Genomic DNA, 19190 nt, shown 5'->3' on the forward strand with positions numbered 1-19190 from the left:
CCGATTTCAGCGAAATCTATATACTCTAGGGGAGTATGTCAATTGTTGGTCGCCAACCGCAGATGCAGGAGTGGATAGGGGCGTCCCTGGTCGTCTGTCTCCGAACGCCCGGTTTCGACAAACCCCATATGCCGGTAAAAGCCGACACCCTGCAGGTTCTGCTCGTTCACATCGACTGTCAGCGGACTGCCGAGCGTTTTTGCATGCGCTATCATCTGTTTGCCGATGCCTTTGCCGTGCTGATCAGGTGCGATGAACAGGCTATCGATATGATGCTCGCTCATGCCCATGAAGCCGATCGGCTTGCCAGCGTCTTCAATAAGCCAGACTTCGACGTTCGGCAGATATTGCTCGGCCACCAGCTTTTCGATTTCCAGAAAATCATCGCGGCTCAGGAAGTCATGCGTAGCGAGAACGCTGGCGCGCCAGATTTCAGTCAACGCGGGCGCATCGGCCCTGTTCGATTTTCGAATATGGATCATGTGCGTTCCCTGTGTGATAAGCACGAAAGCGGAAGCCTTATCTGACGGAAATTATTTTGACGAGCCTGCCCGACCTTCCTGTGACACGAATTCTGCCTCAGCTGGATGAGGCATTGGCGCATCATGCGAGCGCAGTCCTTGTCGCGCCGCCGGGCGCGGGCAAGACGACACTGGTGCCTATTCATATGCTGAACGCGGACTGGCGCAAGGATGGCACGATCGTGCTGCTTGAACCGCGTCGTCTGGCGGCACGTGCAGCCGCTCGCCGCATGGCGCAGCTCCTGGGCGAGGAACCGGGTGAAACGGTCGGCTACCGGATGCGCCTTGAAAGCAAGGTATCAGGGAAAACCAAGATCCTTGTCGTCACCGAGGGCGTCTTTGCGCGCATGATCCTGGACGATCCAGACCTCAAGGGTGTCGCCGCAGTCCTGTTTGATGAGTTCCATGAACGCAGCCTCGATGCGGATTTTGGATTGGCGCTGGCGCTGGATGTGCAGGCAGCCTTGCGTGACGATCTCAAAATTCTCGTCATGTCGGCAACGCTTGATGGCGCACGCGTGGCCTCGCTTCTGGGCGATGCGCCGGTGATCGAAAGTGAAGGGCGCGCTTTTCCCGTTGATATTCGCTATCGCGATCGCAAGGCGGATGAACGGGTCGAGGACGCGATGGTGCGTGCTATCCGGGATGGGCTGGCGGATGAAACCGGCAGCATTCTGGCTTTTCTGCCGGGGCAGGGCGAGATCGAACGCACGGCAGGCATTCTGGAAAAATTACTGCCTGCCAATATCATTCTGGCACCGCTTTACGGTGCAATGGATGGCCGCGATCAGGATGCGGCGATCAAGCCTGCACCGGCAGGCCACCGCAAGGTTGTTCTGGCGACCTCGATTGCGGAAACCTCCATCACGATTGATGGCGTGCGCGTGGTGATCGACAGCGGACTTGCACGCCAGCCGAAATATGAACCGGCCACGGGCCTCACCCGGCTTGAAACCGTGCGGACTTCGCGTGCGAGCGCCGATCAACGTGCCGGCCGTGCGGGTCGTACCGAGCCGGGCATTGCCATTCGCCTCTGGCATCAGGGGCAGACGGCGTCGCTTCCGGCGTTCTCGCCACCGGAAATTCTGGAAGCTGACTTGTCCGGGCTTGTGCTTGATGCGGCTGCGTGGGGTGTGACTGATCCGGCAACATTATCGCTGCTCGACAAACCGCCGATACCAGCCTTGAAAGAAGCCAAAGCGCTACTCATGCGGCTTGAGGCCCTGGATGAAGCAGGGCGCCTGACTGCAGATGGCGAGGCCATGCGTTCGCTGGCCCTTCCTGCACGTCTGGCACATATGGTGGCCGAAGCTGGTAAACGTGGCGAGGCGCAGAAGGCGGCTGAACTCGCTGTGTTGCTGACTGAACGTGGTCTTGGCGGGAATGAAACCGATTTAGAGACCCGCATGTCACGGTTTCGCAATGACCGTTCGGATCGTGCGCAGCGTGCAAAAGGACTGGCGAGGCGGCTTGCCGCAAATGTTCCGAACAAGGGCGAAGCGGCAGGCTCAAGCGTAGGTCGTATGCTCATTGATGCTTATCCGGACCGCATAGCCAAGGCTCGCGGGCAGATGGGACAGTTTCTTCTGGCCAATGGACGTGGCGGCGAGGTCGATCCCGCTATCAGCCTCAGCAGGGCGCCATGGCTGGTGGTTGCAGATATGTCTGGAAGAGCGGGCCGTGCCCGCATTCTTTCTGCCGCGGAAGTTTCGGAAACCGAAATCCGCGCAGCCCTTGGTAACAGGATCGAAAGTGGACGACAGGTCGTCTATGACGCGGAAAAGAACGTCCTGCGGGCTCGTGAAGCTGTGCGCATCGGCGCGATAGCTCTCTCCGAAAAGCCGCTCGCCGCTCCTTCGGGAGCTGCCGCCGACGAAGGCGTGATTGCCGCTGCGCGTGAACATGGCCTCGATATTTTGCCATGGGGCAGGGAAACCGATATTCTGCGCCGTCGCCTTGGCTGGCTTCATCGCGGTCTTGGTGATCCGTGGCCTTCGATGGATGGCGACCATCTCGTCGAAAGGCTGGACGATTGGCTGCTGCCCTTCCTGACGGGCGAAGCGCAACTTAACCGCATTCCGGGGCACGTGTTGAAGAACGGTCTGATGAGCCTTGTACCCTTCGATCTGCAGCGTAGTGTTGACCAGCTTGCGCCGACGCATTTCGAAGTGCCGACCGGATCGAATATTCCGATCCGCTATGACGCCGAAGAGCCGGTGATCGCAGTTCGTGTACAGGAGCTTTTCGGTCTTGGGGTTCATCCGGCCATCGCCAATGGCAAGGTGCCGCTCTTGCTGGAGCTGCTTTCTCCAGCACATCGTCCGATCCAGATCACCCGTGATCTTCCCGGCTTCTGGAAGGGATCATGGGCGGATGTGCGCGCCGACATGCGCGGACGCTACCCGAAGCATGTCTGGCCGGAAGACCCGGCCAATGCGGAAGCGACGCGTCGCGCCAAGCCACGCGGAACCTGATTCCAACCTGCGACCGGATAACGCAGTTCCGCTTGCGTTGAGACCCGACCTTGTCTCATAAGGAGCGAGTAGAGGGACTCATGCACGCAGAATTCGAGAATCGCGCTTCCAATCTTTCGCGCCGCCCGCGCCTGACCACGTTGATACGTGTGCGTTGGCTGGCCATTGCCGGCCAGACCGCCGCCGTCATGTTCGTGGCGCTCTATCTGCAATTTCCTCTTGCAGTCGGCATCTGTTTTGCTCTGATCGCCTGTTCAGCATGGCTCAACCTTTATCTGGCCTTCCGTTTTCCGACCAATCACCGGCTCAATCCGGCGGCGGCAAGCCTGGTTCTGGCGTTCGACGTTCTGCAACTGGCAGGCCTTCTCTATCTCACTGGCGGGCTGCAGAATCCTTTCATCATTTTGATGATCGTGCCCGTTATTATCTCGGCGACGTCGCTTTCGGCTCGTCATACGCTGGTACTCGCCTTGCTGGTGGTTGCCTGTACGTCGGTGCTTACCATCAGGCACGAACCGCTACCCTGGTATCCGGGCGAAACGCTGGACCTGCCGTTTCTGTTCGTCATCGGCATCTGGTGCGCCATTATTTCGGCGCTCGGATTCACTGGCGTTTACGCCTATCGTATCGCCGAGGAAGCGCGTCAGCTCGGCGATGCGTTGAGCGCTGCCGAACTTATTCTCCAGCGTGAACAGCATCTATCGGCGCTGGACGGACTGGCTGCCGCAGCCGCCCATGAATTGGGCACACCGCTGGCAACGATTGCACTAGTGGTAAAGGAAATGCAGCGCGCCCGCACCACCGATCCGGGCCTTGCCGAAGATATCGCCTTGCTCCATTCCCAGACCCAGCGCTGCCGGGAAATTCTCCAACGGCTGACCAGCCTATCCTCGGAAGGCGAGGAACATATGTCCCGCCTGCCGCTCTCCTCGCTTATCGAAGAGGTGATTGCGCCGCACCGCAACTTCGGTATCACGATTGATGTGCAGAAGACGGAAGGTCCGAAACCGGAACCCATCACCCGGCGCAATCCCGGCCTTCTCTACGGTCTCGGCAATCTGGTGGAAAATGCCGTCGATTTTGCACGTGGTACGGTCAACGTGACCTGGGGCTGGACCGACGGTAATGTGAGCGTGACCATTCAGGATGATGGCGAGGGGTTCAAACCGGAAATCCTCGACCGTATCGGCGAGCCCTATATGACGAGTCGCGACAATACGCGGAACGGCGGCGGACTCGGCCTTGGTCTGTTCATCGCCAAGACTTTGCTGGAACGCTCAGGCGCGCATATCACCTTCCGCAATCGCAACAATCCCGGACAGGGCGCAGAAGTGAAGGTGGTGTGGCCGCGTTCAGCATTCACATCAGGCTGAAGAGGGATGCAGCATGACGATTCCGCTTGAAATCCAGAGGGCGACGGAGGAGTTCGACAAGTTTCTCCATATGGCTCGGGATGAGGCAGGGCTCGCTACACGCAATCAAGCCTATACGATGGTGGAAGCTGTGCTGCTCACCTTCCGCCACCGATTGGAGGTCGATCAAGCGATTCGCTTTGCCACGATACTGCCACCCGTTCTTCGTGCTGTTTTTGTAGCAAACTGGGATATTGGTGAAGCGAAACCGCCATTTCTGAGCCGACAGGCATTGACCCGTGAAGTGCAGTCTTTGCGCAAAGATCATAATTTCGCACCGGATTCAGCTATTTACGATGTTGCCAAAGCGCTGCGTGCGCATATCGATCAAGTGGAGCTGGACAGCTTTCTGGCCGGGCTATCCGCCGAGGCCCGGCAATATTGGGCCATCTGAGCCAAGGACTGCGGCTTACGCACGATTTTGCTATCAATTCCTTGTGTCTATTCTTAAAAATATTCTGAAAATACAATGGCTTGCATTATTCCTGCGTATGGGCGAATGCTGAAATTGCTTCAACAATTCAATGGCTATTTGACTTTTTGACGCAGGGGTATCAATAAGGAAAGAAAAATACAGGCAGGAAGCACCCGATGGACGACTTGAAGCAGGAAGACACCGAAGCCATAGGCAACGATCCGACCCTCCTTCTGGTTGATGACGACAAGCCCTTTTTGCAGCGCCTTGCCCGCGCCATGGAGAGCCGGGGTTTTCAGGTGACAACTGCGGAATCGGTTGAGGAAGGCATTGCTGCCGCCAAGGCCGCCGCCCCGGCCTATGCGGTCGTGGATATGCGGCTCGGCGATGGAAACGGCCTCGACATCATAGAAGCTATTCGCTCGCGCCGTGCCGATACGCGCGCCATCGTTCTCACCGGATACGGCAATATCGCAACTGCTGTGAACGCTGTTAAGCTGGGCGCAATCGACTATCTGTCGAAGCCTGCCGATGCGGATGAGGTCTTCGCAGCATTGACCCGCCGTCCCGGCGAAAAGGTTGCGCCGCCGGAGAATCCGATGTCAGCCGACCGGGTTCGCTGGGAACATATCCAGCGCGTCTATGAAATGTGCGAACGCAATGTCTCCGAGACCGCACGCCGTCTCAACATGCATCGCCGTACATTGCAGCGCATTCTGGCCAAACGCGCGCCTCGTTAAATCAGACAGCTAAATCAATCTATTTCTGTCTCGGGCACATCGAGACCCGCAAGTTCAGCGATTGTCAGGCGGGCGGCGCCCGCCCGCGCAAAGCGCAGCATCAACGCCTTTCGCGTTGCGCCGGGCAATTTATGCTCTGGCGCATCACGCATAATTTCCGCCCCATATCCATCAGAGAGAATGAAGCCGCATTCTTGCGGAAATATTTCGCGCGGCACCGCCGGATGGGTGGCGAAGAACAGCCGGTCGCAGTAAGCGCGATATTCGGGCCATTTGTGATCTGCTTTCCAATCCTCGATCGACGATTTGATCTCCACGATCCAGATTTCACCCTTACGGTTGACCGCAATCAGGTCGGCGCGCCTGCCGGATGCCAGCGGCAGTTCAGGCAATGTTGCAAGCCCCATTTCCAGAAAAAGACGCTGCACGCCACGCCGCACCAGCATGGCGTTCTCCGACTGTCGGCCGTCGGAAAGAGGATGGGTCTGGTTGGGAATCACGATTGGCATGGGCGCATTTTGTGCGTGGATTCAGATCGAAACAATCAGAAAACTGGGACGAGCCGTACGAAAACCGCGCTACCAAGGCAAACATGGCCAAAAAATGTCCTATTCAAGGAATTTTCAATTTACGGTTAACGCCTGGTTAACAATACTACCGCATCTTCGACAAGAATGAGCGATTCGCTTCTATCTCCGGCCCATCGTGGTCCCATTGACGGAATGAACCAATCTGGGGGAATGCATGAATTCTCGCGTCCTTAAACTGACGACGGCTCTTTTTCTGGCAGGTGCATTGGCAGGCTGCTCGACCGTAGGCGGCACTTTCTATACTGCCTCCTATTCTTCGGTCACCGACGCCGGCTATGTCGTCCCGGCCATCCCGAGCGAAAAGATCCAGGCGCAATATCGCCGCCAGATCGTCAAATATCCAACGGACGAAGCCCCCGGCACGATCATCGTCGATACGCGGGAAAAGTTCCTCTATCTCATTATGCCGGAAGGCAAGGCCATGCGTTACGGCATTGGTGTTGGTCGTGAAGGATTTGAATGGTCCGGTACGGCGCGCGTCGCTATGAAGCGGGAATGGCCGACCTGGACGCCGCCTTCCGCCATGATCAAGCGCCAACCGGAACTGGCAAAATATCGCAACGGCATGGACCCCGGCCTGCGCAACCCACTCGGTGCGCGTGCTCTATATCTCTACAACAAGGGTGGCGACACGGGCTATCGTCTGCACGGAACGCCGGAATGGTGGTCCATCGGCAAAGCAATGTCTTCCGGCTGCATCCGCCTCATGAATCAGGACATCATGGATCTTTACGACCGCACGGAACAGGGTGCCAAGGTCATCGTGAAGCAGTAAGTCCAGATGATGACAGATGTGAAAAAGGCCGCTTCAAGCGGCCTTTTTCTTTACAAGTCTCAGTAAGATCAGATCTGTTCGACCTGCTGCACTTCCGGCACGAAATGACGCAGGAGGTTCTGAATGCCGTGCTTTAGCGTTGCAGTCGACGACGGGCAACCAGAGCATGCACCCTTCATGTTCAGGAACACGGTGCCGTTCTCGAAACCGCGGAATGTGATGTCGCCACCATCCTGTGCAACTGCCGGACGAACGCGGGTCTCGATCAGTTCCTTGATGATCTCGACGGTTTCGGCATCGGCTTCATCGAAAAATTCTTCTTCGCCATGAGCGGAAGCAGCGTCTGCATTGCTGTTGCCAGCCATTGCAGGTGCGCCCGACATGAAATGTTCCATGATCGTGCCAAGAATGGCGGGCTTCAGATGCTGCCACTCGCCGTCTTCCTTGGTGACGGTGATGAAGTCATAACCGAAGAAAACACCGGTCACGCCCGGGACCGAAAAAAGCTTAGCTGCGAGCGGCGATGTGTTGCCCGCGGTGGAGGCGTCGCGGAAATCGGCGGTACCTTCCGGCATCACGACCTTGCCGGGAAGAAACTTCAGGGTCGCCGGGTTGGGCGTGGTTTCAGTCTGGATGAACATGCCAGTTGTCCCGCTTTCAGATTTTGGAACGATTCTCGTAAGCGCAGATACTCATGGACGCAAGTGCTGTCCCGATGCTGCGTGTATCAGTTGTCATCAATATAGGGTGATTAGGTCACCGCATCAATGTCATCGTCGCTCATACCTGCCGGAATGACCGTAACCGGGATCGGGAACTGGGAGCGGCTGGCAAGCGATTGCACGAGAGGGCCGGGGCCTTCCTTGCCCGAACCGGCAGCCAGAACCAGAATGGCGATGTCCTGATCTTCTTCGATGAGGCTAATCAATTCCGAGGCGGTTTCGCCCTCACGGATGTTGATTTCCGGCTCGATGCCCTGGGCTGCACGCACAGTTGCGGCGAATTTTTCCAGCGCTGCGCGAGCACGTTCCTGCGCTTCGGAACGCATGATTTCGCCGACGCCCAGAATTTGCTGGAAATCAGAGTCATCAATCACGAAAAGCAGGATGAGAGAGCCGCCCGTATTTTTTGCACGGCGCGCGGCATAGGCAACGGCGCGCCCGCATTCGGGCGTCTCATCGATGACGGCAAGAAACTTGCGGCGGTGACCGGCTTCCCGGCTAAGTCGTTTTGATACCATGGCCGCAATTTGCCATCGGGATTGACCGTCTGCAAGCTGACATTTGGTAGGTACTTGAAGATCGGATGATGATTTTCAAGTGAAGAGCAGCGGCAGCAAAAATGTTGCCGCTCGCTTAATCATTGAGAAGTTTAGTTCTGCAGCCAGCCGACGATGTCGCGAACATGGCGCATGGTCTGTTCGGCAATCACGCCAGCCCGCTCACCACCGTCGCGCAGAACGCTGTCAATGTGCGCTGGATCAGCGACTAGACGGCGCATCTCATGAGTGATCGGCGAAAGCTTTGCTACCGCGAGATCGGCAAGTGATGCCTTGAATTCGGAGAACTGGCGTCCGCCGAATTCGTTGAGCACATCTTCCTTCGATTGAGAGGAAAGTGCTGCATAGATGCCAACCAGATTATCGGCTTCCGGACGACCGGCGAGACCGTCGAGCTCGGTAGGCAGGCCGTCCGAGTCGGTCTTTGCCTTGCGAATCTTTTTCGTGATGGTCTCTTCGTCGTCGATCAGGTTGATGCGCGACAGATCGGACGGATCGGACTTCGACATCTTCTTGGTGCCGTCGCGCAGCGACATAATGCGCATGGCAGGGCCGGAGATCATCGGTTCCGTCATCGGGAAGAAGCCGGAAACCTGCTCGTCACCCACCTGCATGTCCACGCCCACGCCGAGCGAAGCGATGCGATCCGAATAATCGTTGTTGAATTTCTGCGCAATGTCGCGGGTCAATTCCAGATGCTGCTTCTGGTCCTCACCCACCGGCACCGCGGTTGCGCGATAAAGCAGGATGTCGGCGGCCATCAGACTTGGATAAGCGAACAGGCCCAGCGAAGCGTTTTCGCGGTCCTTGCCTGCCTTGTCCTTGAACTGGGTCATGCGGCTCATCCAGCCGATGCGCGCGATGCAGTTAAATACCCATGCCAGCTCTGCGTGCTGCATGACGCGGCTCTGGTTGAAGACGATACTTCTCTTCGGGTCGATGCCAGCAGCAAGGAAAGCCGCGGTGACTTCACGGGTCGATTGCATCAGTTCAGCCGGATCGGGCGAAATGGTCAGCGCGTGCATGTCCACGACGCAATAGATGCATTCCTGTGTTTCCTGAACCTCGACCCACCGCTTGATCGCCCCAAGGTAATTGCCGAGGTGAAGATTTCCGGTCGGTTGGACGCCGGAGAAGACAAGCGGTTTGAACGTGCTCATGGCTCTATCCTAAAAAAGTTAGCCCCGCCGGTGGAGAGCGGGGATTTTGAATGCTGGTCTTTTCGCAGAGACGCAGCCGCCTTTCAAGCTTGAATTATTGCTCGCTTTCAGGGGCTTTCTTTGCCGCACCGCGCTTGATGTTGCGACGGATCATTCCCGTATTGGCGCCACCCAGACCGAAGGCCAAACCGAAATAGACCACCATTGCCGCAACAACGATTGCGGTGACGGTTCCCGCCCGCAGAGCAAGCGGCGCTGCGGAGGAAAGCTCGTAGGCAAAATGGCCGATGGCATAGTGGATTCCGAATGCCATGATCGCGGCAGCGATGAGGAGACGCGGAATACGGGTGAGCAGCGGAATATCCCGCCCCCAATGGCCGCGCTTCACGAGCATGGCGAACAGCAGGATAGCGTTGACCCATCCGGCAACGATTTCAGCCGTGGCGATGCCGGTCGGACCGAAATGTGGGAAAAGCGTGATGGCAAGCGAGACGTTCACCGCCACCGAAATGGCAGCGAAGATCATCGGTGTGCGGGTGTCTTCGCGGGCAAAGAAACCGGGAATGAACGCCTTGATCAGCACGAACGCGGGCAGGCCGAGGCCGTAGATGGCCAGAATATTGGAAACGACGAGCGTGGAATCCGGGCTGAATTTGCCGCGCTCGAACAAAAGCCGGACGATAGGTTCCGACATGACCAGAAGAGCGGCGGCGGCCGGTAAGGTTAGAAGCAAGGTGAACTCAACAGAGCGGTTCTGAAGGTTTGACGCTTCTTTCATGTGCCCGCCACGCAGCGCGCGTGACAATTCCGGGAGAAGCACGGTTGCGACGGCGATGCCGACGACGCCGAGCGGAAGCTGATAGATGCGGTCCGCATAGACAAGCGACGATACCGCGCCTTCCATGCCGGATGCGATATTGGTGTTGATGAGCAGGTTGATCTGCGTGATGCCGCCGGTGATCGCTGCGGGCAGTGCCAGCACGAGAAGCCGTTTGACATTCGAGGTCAGGCGTGGACGGCGGAAGCCGATCTTGATGCCTGCATTGCGCACGGCGATCCACACAATGGCAAGCTGGACCAGACCTGCAGCCATCACGCCCCACGAAAGGCCATAGCCGACCGAAAGCGCGTCATAGCCACGCCACCACGCGAAAGCCAGAACCCCGATCAGGATTATATTGAGGAACACCGGTGCGATAGCCGCCGCAAAATAGCGGTGCAGCGAATTCAGCATTCCGCCCATCATCGCCGCCAGAGACATACAGGCGAGATAGGGAAACATGATGACGGCGAGGCGCACCGTATTGTCGAACTTCACCGGATCGTCGGTGAAACCCGGTGCAATTATCGTCCGTACGATGAAGGGCATCGAAAGTTCCATCACGATGGTCAGGAACAGAAGCACCGTGAAGAGAACGCCGAACACTTCTTCGGAAAAACGGCGCGCGCCGTCCATGCCGTTCTTTTCGATTTCCTTGGCAAAAAGCGGCACGAAGGCTGAATTGAACGCGCCTTCGGCAAAGAGCCGGCGAAAGGTGTTCGGGAAACGGAAAGCGGCATTGAAGGCGTCGGCTACTGGACCGGTGCCGAGCGCTGCCGCCATGAACATCTCGCGCGTGAAGCCGAAAATGCGGCTCATCAGCGTTCCGGACGCGACCGTGGCGAACTTTTTGACCAAACTCATATGACTGAAATACCTATGCTGCGGCCTGAGATGAGCGGCCGTTTGTCTTGCTGCCATTTTCGCCACTGAGAACACCAAGCAGCTTGCGCCTGATATTGCCCTGACGGGTGGCGTTTGAAATCTTGTGGCCCACAAGGTCAGTCACATAAAAACTGTCGATCACTTTCTCGCCGAAGGTGGTGATATGAGCCGATGCAATATCCAGCGAAAGGTCGGAAATAAGGCCAGTCAGTTCTGAAAGCAAACCGGGCCGGTCCAGACCTTCCACTTCAATGACGGTAAACTTGTTCGAAAGCGTGTTGTTGATCTCGACCCGCGGTTCCACCTTGAACGCCTTGGCGGCCCTCTTCGGCTTGGTGCGCTTGGCCAGCACGTCCGGCAGATGGGCCTTACCGGACAAAACATCCTCAATGACCTTGCCGACACGTTCGGCACGGCGGCGTTCGTCGTCATCAGTGTCGAACTCGCGGCTGATGAGAATGGTATCCAGTGCGCGCCCGTCGCCAGTGGTGAAAATCTGCGCGTCGACAATGTTGGCGCCAGCCGCTGCACAGGCACCGGTGATGATCGACAACAGGCGCGGATGGTCAGGCGCCAGTACCGTGATTTCCGTAACCGCCTCGAAAGTATGCGGCTTGGCCATGGTGGCCAGCGCCCGCTCGTTGCGGTCGGCTTCGCGAATGAAATGGGCGTGCCGGACCTGATCCTCGAGGCTGACAGTCAGGAAATAGTTGGTGTAATGAAGCGCCAGGTATGCATCGCGCTTGTCCTTCGGCCAATCAGAGAGCCGGTCCGCCAGCGCCTCTCGCGCCTGATGGTCGCGGTCGGCACGGGACAATTCCGAAAAGCCACCGGTCAGGACCAGTTCGGTTTCGTAGAAGAGCGTGCGCAGAAGCTGGCCCTTCCAGCCATTCCACACGCCGGGACCAACCGCCTTGATATCGCAGACGGTCAGGATCAGGAGGAGCTTCAACCGCTCCATGGTCTGCACGGTGTCGGCGAAGTCGATGATGGTCTTGCGATCGTTGAGATCACGTGACTGCGCGACCATGCTCATGGTCAGATGTTCGCGCACAAGCCATTCGACGGTTTCCGTTTCGGTAGGGGTAAGACCCAGCCGTGGTCCCAGCCTGCGGGCGATGCGTGCACCAGCAACGGAATGATCTTCCGGGCGCCCCTTGGCGATGTCGTGCAAGAGCAGCGCCACATAAAGCAGGTTGCGGTCGCGCTTGACTGTCGTGATGAGGTGGTTTGAAAGCGGGTGCTCGTTTTCAAGCTCACCATGCTCGATTTCCGACAGCACGGCGATGCAACGCAACAAATGCTCGTCCACCGTATAATGGTGGTACATGTTGAACTGCATCATGGCGACGATCTTGCCGAAGTCAGGAATGAATTTTCCAAGCACGCCGGATTCGTTCATACGGCGCAGGATGAGTTCGGGATTGCGCGGCGAGGTCAGGATTTCGAGGAAAAGCTTGTTCGCTTCGGGATTTTCACGCAGATCGGAATTGATGAGTTTCAGTGAGCGCGTGAGGCTCTGCATTGCTTCGGGGTGAAATTCCAGCCCGTGTTTGTCGGCCAGATGGAAGAGGCGGATGATATTGACCGGGTCTTCCTTGAAAACGTCTGGCCGTGCGATGTTGATGCGGTGATTTTCCGAAACGAAGTCGCCGTCGGCGGAAAGCTTGCGCTTGCGTCGCGAGAACGTAAGGAAAATGCGGTTGAAGCCCGGTACATGCTTGGCCTGCTGCTCCTCCAGCGCTGCGCTGATGATGCGGGTGAGATCGCCCACATCCTTTGCCACGAGGAAGTAATGCTTCATGAAACGTTCGACATAGTTCTGGCCGGGATGCGCCGTATAGCCAAGGCGTTGGGCGATTTCCGGTTGGATGTCGAAGGAAAGGCGTTCTTCTGCCTTCAACGTCGCGAAATGCATGTGGCACCGCACCGCCCAAAGAAAATCTTCCGCCTTGTTGAACAGCTTCAGCTCGGCTCGTGACAGAACGCCGAGCTTGACCAGCTCTTCTTTCGTTTTGACACGGTAAAAATATTTGGTGATCCAGAACAGCGTATGCAGGTCGCGCTGGCCGCCCTTGCCTTCCTTCACGTTCGGCTCAACCAGATAGCGGGTTTCGCCTGCCTTGCGGTGGCGCTGGTCGCGCTCGGCAAGCTTGGCCTGGATGAATTCCGGGCCGGTATCCTTGACGATTTCCTCGTCGAAGCGGGTAACAAGCGTTTTGAAGAGCTCGCGATTGCCGGTGAGAAACCGCGCATCGAGAATTGCCGTGCGGATCGTCATGTCTTCGCGCGAAAGCCGGATGCACTCATCGATGTTGCGCGTGGAATGGCCGACTTTCAGTCCCATGTCCCACAGCATGTAGAGCATGTATTCGACAACCTGCTCGCCCCAAGGGGTCTGCTTGTAGGGCAGCAGAAACAGAAGATCGATATCTGACCCCGGCGCCAGTCCACCACGCCCGTAACCGCCAACTGCGACGATAGCCATGTTCTCGGCCTTCGACGGGTTGATCATCGGATAGGCTTTGGTAGTGGCGAATTCGAACAGCGCCTCGATCAGCGTATCCATGAGAAAGGACAGGCGTTTGGCGCAGAGCGTGCCGCCACCATCCTTCATCAGCATGCCTTCGGCATTGGCGCGACCGCGCACCAAAGCGTCCTTCAGAGCCTGAAGCACCACTTTTCGCACGGTAGGACTGGTGTAGTTTTCGTCCGTGGAATCCGCCAGTTCGTTGAGCTTGCGGCGTAGCGTCTCGGGATTGACGATCTCTTCCAGCTTAAGGTCGTGTGCGCTCATGCGGCATGTAGATCCGGTTTGCGGAGAAAAGGATAGTGGACGATGGCTATCCTATAGCCGCTTTTATGGATGGTGAATATCCAAAAGCAAAGGCCGGGAAAACCCGGCCTTTGTATTACTCTTCGCTGATCTTTCAGTTCGTCGCGTTATAGGCGGTAATTGCCGCCATATTGACGATGTCGGAATCCTTTGCTCCGATGGTGACGATCTGCGCTGGCTTGTCGAGACCGACGAGCAACGGGCCGATAATCGTTGCGCCACCCAGTTCCTGCAGCATGTCGGCGGCAATCGAGGCCGAATGATTGTCCGGCGTGACGATCACATTGGCCGGGCCCGACAGGCGGATGAACGGATATTGTTCCATCAGCTTCGGGTTCAGCGCCACATCGGCACTCATTTCGCCGTCGAATTCGAAATCGACATGACGCGTTGCCAGAATGCGGACGGCTTCCTGAATGCGCGCGGAGCGTTCACCGCCCATATGACCGAAGGTCGAGAAGGCGGTCAGTGCGACACGTGGTACATAACCCATGCGGCGCGCCATGCCTGCAGCTTCAACCGCAATATCGGCAAGCTCCGCTGCGGTCGGCATTTCATGAACGGCGGTATCGGCGATGAACACCGTGCGTCCACGGCAAAGTGCGATGGAGACGCCAACCATGCGGTGGCCGGGCTTGGAATCGATCACGCGACGCACATCGTCGAGACCTGTCGCGTAATTGCGGGTCACGCCCGTTACCATCCCGTCGGCATCGCCGAGCGCCACCATACAGGCCGCAAAATGATTGCGGTCATTATTGATGAGGCGGTGGCAATCGCGTGTCAGATAGCCCTTGCGCTGCAGTTTCTCGTAGAGATAGTCGGCATAGGCCGCATTGCGGCTCGAAAGGCGCGCATTGATGATTTCGATGCCGGGACGGTCGAGATCGAGACCGGCAGCTTTGGCCGTATCCCTCACCCGTTCCTCGCGGCCAACCAGAATAGCGGTGCCGAGGCCCTGATTGACGTAGGAAACGGCGGCACGCATCACCTGTTCTTCTTCACCTTCGGCAAAGACGATGCGCTTCGGCTGACGACGCACGCGCTCATAGATGCCGCGCAGCGTCGAGGCGATCGGATCGCGACGTGCTGACAGTTCGCGCTTGTAGCCTTCGATGTCGGCAATGGCACGCCCGGCAACGCCGGTTTCCATCGCTGCCTTGGCGACGGCAGCCGAGACGGATGCAAGCAGACGCGGATCGAATGGCACCGGAATGATATAACTTGAACCGAAGCGCGGACGGCTGCCCTGATAGGCGGCAACCACATCGTCCGGCACATCCTCGCGGGCAAGTTCGGCCAACGCGTTGACGGCTGCGATTTTCATCGCATCGTTGATGGTGGTTGCACGTACGTCGAGTGCGCCACGGAAGATATAAGGAAAGCCAAGGACATTGTTGACCTGGTTCGGATAATCCGAACGACCGGTGGCAACGATGGCGTCGTCGCGGATGCGCGCCACTTCTTCGGGCGTTACTTCCGGGTCAGGATTGGCCATCGCGAAGATGATCGGGTTCGGCGCCATGGAACGGACCATGTCTTCGGTGAACGCGCCTTTGGCCGAAAGGCCGAACACGACATCCGCGCCGCTCATGGCATCTGCGAGGGACCGCTTGTCGGTCTTCACCGCATGGGCGGACTTCCACTGGTTCATGCCCTCTTCGCGGCCCTGATAGACGACGCCCTTGGTGTCGCACAGGATGACGTTTTCCGAGGCAAAGCCCATCGCCTTGATAAGCTCGATACAGGCAATACCCGCCGAACCTGCGCCATTGCAGACGAGCTTCGTCGTCTTCATGTCGCGGCCGGTCAGATGCAGCGCATTGATGAGGCCGGCAGCGGCGATGATAGCCGTTCCATGCTGGTCGTCATGGAAAACCGGAATGTCCATCAACTCGCGCAGGCGCTGCTCGATAATAAAGCAGTCGGGCGCCTTGATATCTTCCAGATTGATGCCGCCGAACGACGGTCCGAGATAGCGCACCGCATTGATGAAGGCATCGATATCGGTCGTATCGACCTCAAGATCGATGGAATCGACATCGGCGAAGCGCTTGAACAGCACAGCCTTGCCTTCCATCACCGGCTTGGATGCGAGCGCACCCAGATTGCCGAGCCCGAGAATGGCGGTGCCGTTCGAAATGACAGCGACCAGATTGCCCTTGGCCGTATAGTCATAGGCGCGGGCGGCGTCTTCGGCGATTGCCTTCACCGGCACGGCAACGCCCGGAGAATAGGCGAGCGACAGATCGCGCTGCGTGGTCATGGGCTTGGTGGGGTTGATCTCCAGCTTGCCCGGGCGACCCTGCGCGTGAAAGTCTAGCGCTTCCTTCTCACTGGCTGTGGGTGCGCGTTCTGATGTGTTGCCCTTCGGCGTCGAGGCTGGCATGTTCCCTCCGGTTTCATCTGCGGGAGAACCTCGATAGCGCCAGTCACGCATCGTGTAAACAGTGCTTCGAGGAATAGATATTCATCCAAAAACGATGGAATACGAAATTTTATAACTTTAGCCTCTCCGGCTAAGCAATAAATGAAGGTTTTTAGATGGAAACGACGGCTAACGAACACGGCTCGGAAGCGGAAGAAAACACCGCCGAGGCAGCGCCCGTTCGCCTGACGCCCATGATGGAACAATATATTGAGATCAAGGCGGCGAATGTCGATTCGTTGCTCTTCTATCGCATGGGCGATTTTTACGAGCTGTTCTTCGATGATGCAGTGGAAGCCTCTGCGGCACTCGGCATCACGCTCACCAAGCGCGGCAAGCATCTGGGCGAGGATATTCCCATGTGCGGCGTGCCTGTCCATGCCGCCGACGATTATCTGCAGAAGCTGATCGCCAAGGGCTATCGTGTCGCGGTCTGCGAACAGGTGGAAGACCCGGCAGAGGCGAAGAAGCGTGGCTCCAAATCGGTGGTGAAGCGCGATGTGATCCGTCTCGTCACACCGGGCACGCTGACCGAAGAAAAGCTGCTGGATCCGTCCGAAGCCAATTTCCTGATGGCGATGGGGCGTACGCGCGGCGATGGTGCGCTGGCGCTCGCCTGGATCGACATTTCAACCGGAACTTTCCGAGTGGCGGAAACCACACCGGACCGGCTTTTCGCCGATGTGATGCGGGTCGACCCGCGCGAACTGGTCGTGGCTGACAGCGCCTTCCATGATGAGGAGTTGCGTCCTGTCTTCGATCTGGTCGGCAAGGCAGTGACGCCACAACCGGCAACTCTCTTCGACAGTGCCGCCGCAGAGACGCGTATTCAGCGCTATTTCAATGTGGCAACGCTTGATGGTTTCGGCCAGTTCAGCCGTCCTGAACTTTCAGCTATTTCCGGGGCAATCGCCTATATCGAGAAGACGCAGATTTCCGAGCGCCCACCCTTGATGCGGCCCGAACGCGAACATGAGGGCGGCACGCTTTTTATCGACCCGGCCACACGCGCCAGTCTTGAACTTGCCCGCACCATGTCGGGCAATCGAGACGGCAGTTTGCTGAAGGCGGTTGATCGCACGGTGACGGGCGGCGGTGCGCGACTCCTTGCCGAGCGCCTGACTGCACCACTCACCAATCCAAAAGAAATCGCGCTACGGCTCGATTCCGTTTCCTGGTTCCTGAGCGAGCAGTCGCTCTGCGAAGCCATGCGTGCAGAACTGAAGGGCGTGCCGGATATGCCGCGCGGTCTTTCGCGCCTTGCCGTCGGGCGCGGTGGCCCGCGTGATCTGGGCAGCCTTGCCCGAGGCTTCGAGGCTGCGCATGTCATTGCGAGCCTGCTGGAAAGCGCTTTGCTGCCCGACGAACTGGCACATGCCCGCGATGCCGTCAGTGCCATGCCCGCCATCTTTACCGCCCATCTCGACCGGGCCTTGGCTGATGAATTGCCGCTTCTGAAACGCGATGGTGGTTTTGTACGCGGAGGCTATAATTCCGAACTCGATGAAATGCGGGCTTTGCGTGACCAGTCACGCCGGGTGATCGCCGGTCTGCAGGCCAATTATATCGAAGAAACAGGTATCAAGTCGCTGAAGATCAAGCATAACAATGTGCTTGGCTATTTTATCGAGGTGACGGCCAACAATGCCGGGGCGATGACGGATACGGATGAAGCCAAGAGCCGTTTCATCCATCGCCAGACCATGGCCAATGCCATGCGCTTTACCACGACCGAACTGGCGGAACTGGAAAGCAAGATCGCAAATGCTGCCGACCGCGCATTGTCAATCGAGCTTGCCGTGTTCGAGGAATTGACGGCGGAAGCGGTCTCCCATGCTGATAGTATCCGCGCGGCTGCATCGGCGCTTGCGGTTTTCGACGTCTCGGCAGCGCTTGCTGTGCTGGCGGAAGAGCAGGGGTATTGCCGTCCGCAGGTCGATGACAGCCTGTCCTTCAACATTGTTGCGGGTCGTCATCCGGTTGTCGAGCAGGCCCTCCGGCGTCAGGCGGCCAATCCGTTCGTCGCCAATGATTGCGATCTCTCGCCGCAAGCAGACGGCGGCAATGGCGCGATCTGGCTCCTGACCGGCCCGAATATGGGCGGTAAGTCAACCTTCCTGCGCCAGAATGCGCTGATTGCGATCATGGCACAGATGGGCTCCTTCGTGCCTGCGGGTTCTGCGCAGATCGGGGTCGTGGACCGGCTCTTCAGCCGCGTCGGTGCTTCCGACGATCTGGCGCGCGGGCGGTCTACCTTCATGGTTGAAATGGTGGAAACGGCTGCAATCCTCAATCAGGCAGGCGAGCGTTCGCTGGTGATCCTCGATGAGATCGGGCGCGGTACAGCCACTTTCGACGGACTGTCCATTGCCTGGGCAGCGGTTGAATATCTGCATGAAAAGAACCGTTGCCGGGCTTTGTTTGCCACGCATTTCCATGAAATGACCGCACTTTCAGAAAAGCTTGAGCGGCTTTCCAACGTCACCATGCGGGTCAAGGAATGGGACAATGATGTCGTCTTCCTGCATGAGGTGGCGAAAGGGGCTGCCGATCGTTCCTATGGCGTGCAGGTCGCGCGTCTGGCGGGGCTGCCCGAAGCGGTTGTCAATCGCGCGCGCGATGTGCTGCACCAGCTGGAAGCGGGCGAAACCTCCGGCAAGGCGGACAAGCTGATCGATGATCTGCCGCTGTTCTCTGTCGTCTTGCAGCAGGAAAAGCCGAAGCAGCAGGTTCAGGGGAAAGATAGTGAACTGACCAAGGCTGTCTCTGCAATCAGTCCAGACGAACTGACTCCGCGAGAAGCGCTCGACCTGATCTACAAATTAAAGGAACTGGCAGGCAGGGCGTGAAACTAA

The 19190-nt window shown here is 57.8% G+C and carries 14 protein-coding genes; 6 read left to right on the forward strand and 8 right to left on the reverse strand.

From position 1 onward, the window contains the following. Nucleotides 1-38: 38 nt before the first annotated feature. Entirely contained in the window at nt 39-482 is a 444-nt protein-coding gene (locus AAE521_RS16270) for an acetyltransferase (protein WP_071632901.1), read from the reverse strand. A gap of 56 nt (nt 483-538) precedes the next feature. Between AAE521_RS16270 and hrpB the strand changes: the two genes are divergently transcribed. The 4 genes from hrpB (at nt 539) to regA (ending at nt 5562) form a co-directional block, all read left to right on the forward strand. Continuing rightward, nucleotides 539-2995 (forward strand): ATP-dependent helicase HrpB, encoded by a 2457-nt coding sequence (gene hrpB / locus AAE521_RS16275; RefSeq protein ID WP_071632902.1) that lies wholly within the window; start codon nt 539-541, stop codon nt 2993-2995. An 80-nt stretch (nt 2996-3075) separates the two neighbouring features. After that, nucleotides 3076-4368 carry an ActS/PrrB/RegB family redox-sensitive histidine kinase gene (locus AAE521_RS16280; RefSeq protein ID WP_071632903.1) on the forward strand — a complete coding sequence of 431 codons (1293 nt, stop codon included), beginning with the start codon at nt 3076-3078 and terminating at the stop codon, nt 4366-4368. A 13-nt stretch (nt 4369-4381) separates the two neighbouring features. After that, nucleotides 4382-4801 (forward strand): DUF2267 domain-containing protein, encoded by a 420-nt coding sequence (locus AAE521_RS16285; protein ID WP_071632904.1) that lies wholly within the window; start codon nt 4382-4384, stop codon nt 4799-4801. Between the two features lie 197 nt (nt 4802-4998). Further along, on the forward strand, nt 4999-5562 hold the full coding sequence (regA, locus tag AAE521_RS16290; protein ID WP_006465866.1) for a global response regulator transcription factor RegA: 564 nt from the start codon (nt 4999-5001) through the stop codon (nt 5560-5562). 14 nt (nt 5563-5576) lie between these two features. On the opposite strand, the gene AAE521_RS16295 is transcribed toward regA, so the two are convergent. Continuing rightward, nucleotides 5577-6071, reverse strand: coding sequence for an MmcB family DNA repair protein (locus tag AAE521_RS16295; RefSeq protein ID WP_071632905.1), 495 nt, complete (start codon nt 6069-6071; stop codon nt 5577-5579). A 235-nt stretch (nt 6072-6306) separates the two neighbouring features. On the opposite strand from AAE521_RS16295, the gene AAE521_RS16300 reads away from it, so the two are divergent. Next, nucleotides 6307-6927, forward strand: a complete 621-nt coding sequence (locus AAE521_RS16300) for a L,D-transpeptidase (RefSeq protein ID WP_010657987.1) — start codon at nt 6307-6309, stop codon at nt 6925-6927. Nucleotides 6928-6995: 68 nt separating this feature from the next. Here AAE521_RS16300 and AAE521_RS16305 read toward each other — a convergent pair whose 3' ends face one another. From AAE521_RS16305 to AAE521_RS16330, 6 genes are all read right to left on the reverse strand, one after another. Beyond that, entirely contained in the window at nt 6996-7568 is a 573-nt protein-coding gene (locus AAE521_RS16305) for a NifU family protein (protein ID WP_071632906.1), read from the reverse strand. 110 nt (nt 7569-7678) lie between these two features. Beyond that, nucleotides 7679-8167, reverse strand: coding sequence for a universal stress protein (locus AAE521_RS16310; protein ID WP_010657989.1), 489 nt, complete (start codon nt 8165-8167; stop codon nt 7679-7681). A gap of 131 nt (nt 8168-8298) precedes the next feature. Next, entirely contained in the window at nt 8299-9366 is a 1068-nt protein-coding gene (gene trpS, locus AAE521_RS16315; RefSeq protein ID WP_071632907.1) for a tryptophan--tRNA ligase, read from the reverse strand. Nucleotides 9367-9460: 94 nt separating this feature from the next. After that, complete coding sequence (gene murJ / locus AAE521_RS16320) at nt 9461-11050, reverse strand: murein biosynthesis integral membrane protein MurJ (protein ID WP_071632908.1); 1590 nt, start codon at nt 11048-11050, stop codon at nt 9461-9463. A 13-nt stretch (nt 11051-11063) separates the two neighbouring features. Next, entirely contained in the window at nt 11064-13868 is a 2805-nt protein-coding gene (locus tag AAE521_RS16325) for a [protein-PII] uridylyltransferase (protein ID WP_010657992.1), read from the reverse strand. Between the two features lie 133 nt (nt 13869-14001). Next, nucleotides 14002-16296 (reverse strand): NADP-dependent malic enzyme, encoded by a 2295-nt coding sequence (locus AAE521_RS16330; RefSeq protein ID WP_071632909.1) that lies wholly within the window; start codon nt 16294-16296, stop codon nt 14002-14004. A 155-nt stretch (nt 16297-16451) separates the two neighbouring features. Here AAE521_RS16330 and mutS point away from each other — a divergent pair, with 155 nt between their 5' ends. Further along, a complete protein-coding gene (gene mutS, locus AAE521_RS16335) occupies nt 16452-19184 on the forward strand; it encodes a DNA mismatch repair protein MutS (protein WP_071632910.1) in 2733 nt (910 codons plus the stop codon). Nucleotides 19185-19190 lie beyond the last annotated feature (6 nt).

Origin of the sequence: Brucella cytisi, from assembly GCF_038433355.1 — a bacterium.
Taxonomy (GTDB): Bacteria; Pseudomonadota; Alphaproteobacteria; order Rhizobiales; family Rhizobiaceae; genus Brucella; species Brucella cytisi.

Excerpts from the sequence above, each read along its gene's own strand:
- AAE521_RS16270 (WP_071632901.1), bottom strand. The coding sequence starts at position 482 with ATGATCCATATTCGAAAATCGAACAGGGCCGATGCGCCCGCGTTGACT.
- AAE521_RS16280 (WP_071632903.1), top strand. The coding sequence starts at position 3,076 with ATGCACGCAGAATTCGAGAATCGCGCTTCCAATCTTTCGCGCCGCCCG.
- AAE521_RS16285 (WP_071632904.1), top strand. The coding sequence starts at position 4,382 with ATGACGATTCCGCTTGAAATCCAGAGGGCGACGGAGGAGTTCGACAAG.
- regA (WP_006465866.1), top strand. The coding sequence starts at position 4,999 with ATGGACGACTTGAAGCAGGAAGACACCGAAGCCATAGGCAACGATCCG.
- AAE521_RS16295 (WP_071632905.1), bottom strand. The coding sequence starts at position 6,071 with ATGCCAATCGTGATTCCCAACCAGACCCATCCTCTTTCCGACGGCCGA.
- AAE521_RS16300 (WP_010657987.1), top strand. The coding sequence starts at position 6,307 with ATGAATTCTCGCGTCCTTAAACTGACGACGGCTCTTTTTCTGGCAGGT.
- AAE521_RS16305 (WP_071632906.1), bottom strand. The coding sequence starts at position 7,568 with ATGTTCATCCAGACTGAAACCACGCCCAACCCGGCGACCCTGAAGTTT.
- AAE521_RS16310 (WP_010657989.1), bottom strand. The coding sequence starts at position 8,167 with ATGGTATCAAAACGACTTAGCCGGGAAGCCGGTCACCGCCGCAAGTTT.
- trpS (WP_071632907.1), bottom strand. The coding sequence starts at position 9,366 with ATGAGCACGTTCAAACCGCTTGTCTTCTCCGGCGTCCAACCGACCGGA.
- murJ (WP_071632908.1), bottom strand. The coding sequence starts at position 11,050 with ATGAGTTTGGTCAAAAAGTTCGCCACGGTCGCGTCCGGAACGCTGATG.
- AAE521_RS16325 (WP_010657992.1), bottom strand. The coding sequence starts at position 13,868 with ATGAGCGCACACGACCTTAAGCTGGAAGAGATCGTCAATCCCGAGACG.
- AAE521_RS16330 (WP_071632909.1), bottom strand. The coding sequence starts at position 16,296 with ATGCCAGCCTCGACGCCGAAGGGCAACACATCAGAACGCGCACCCACA.
- mutS (WP_071632910.1), top strand. The coding sequence starts at position 16,452 with ATGGAAACGACGGCTAACGAACACGGCTCGGAAGCGGAAGAAAACACC.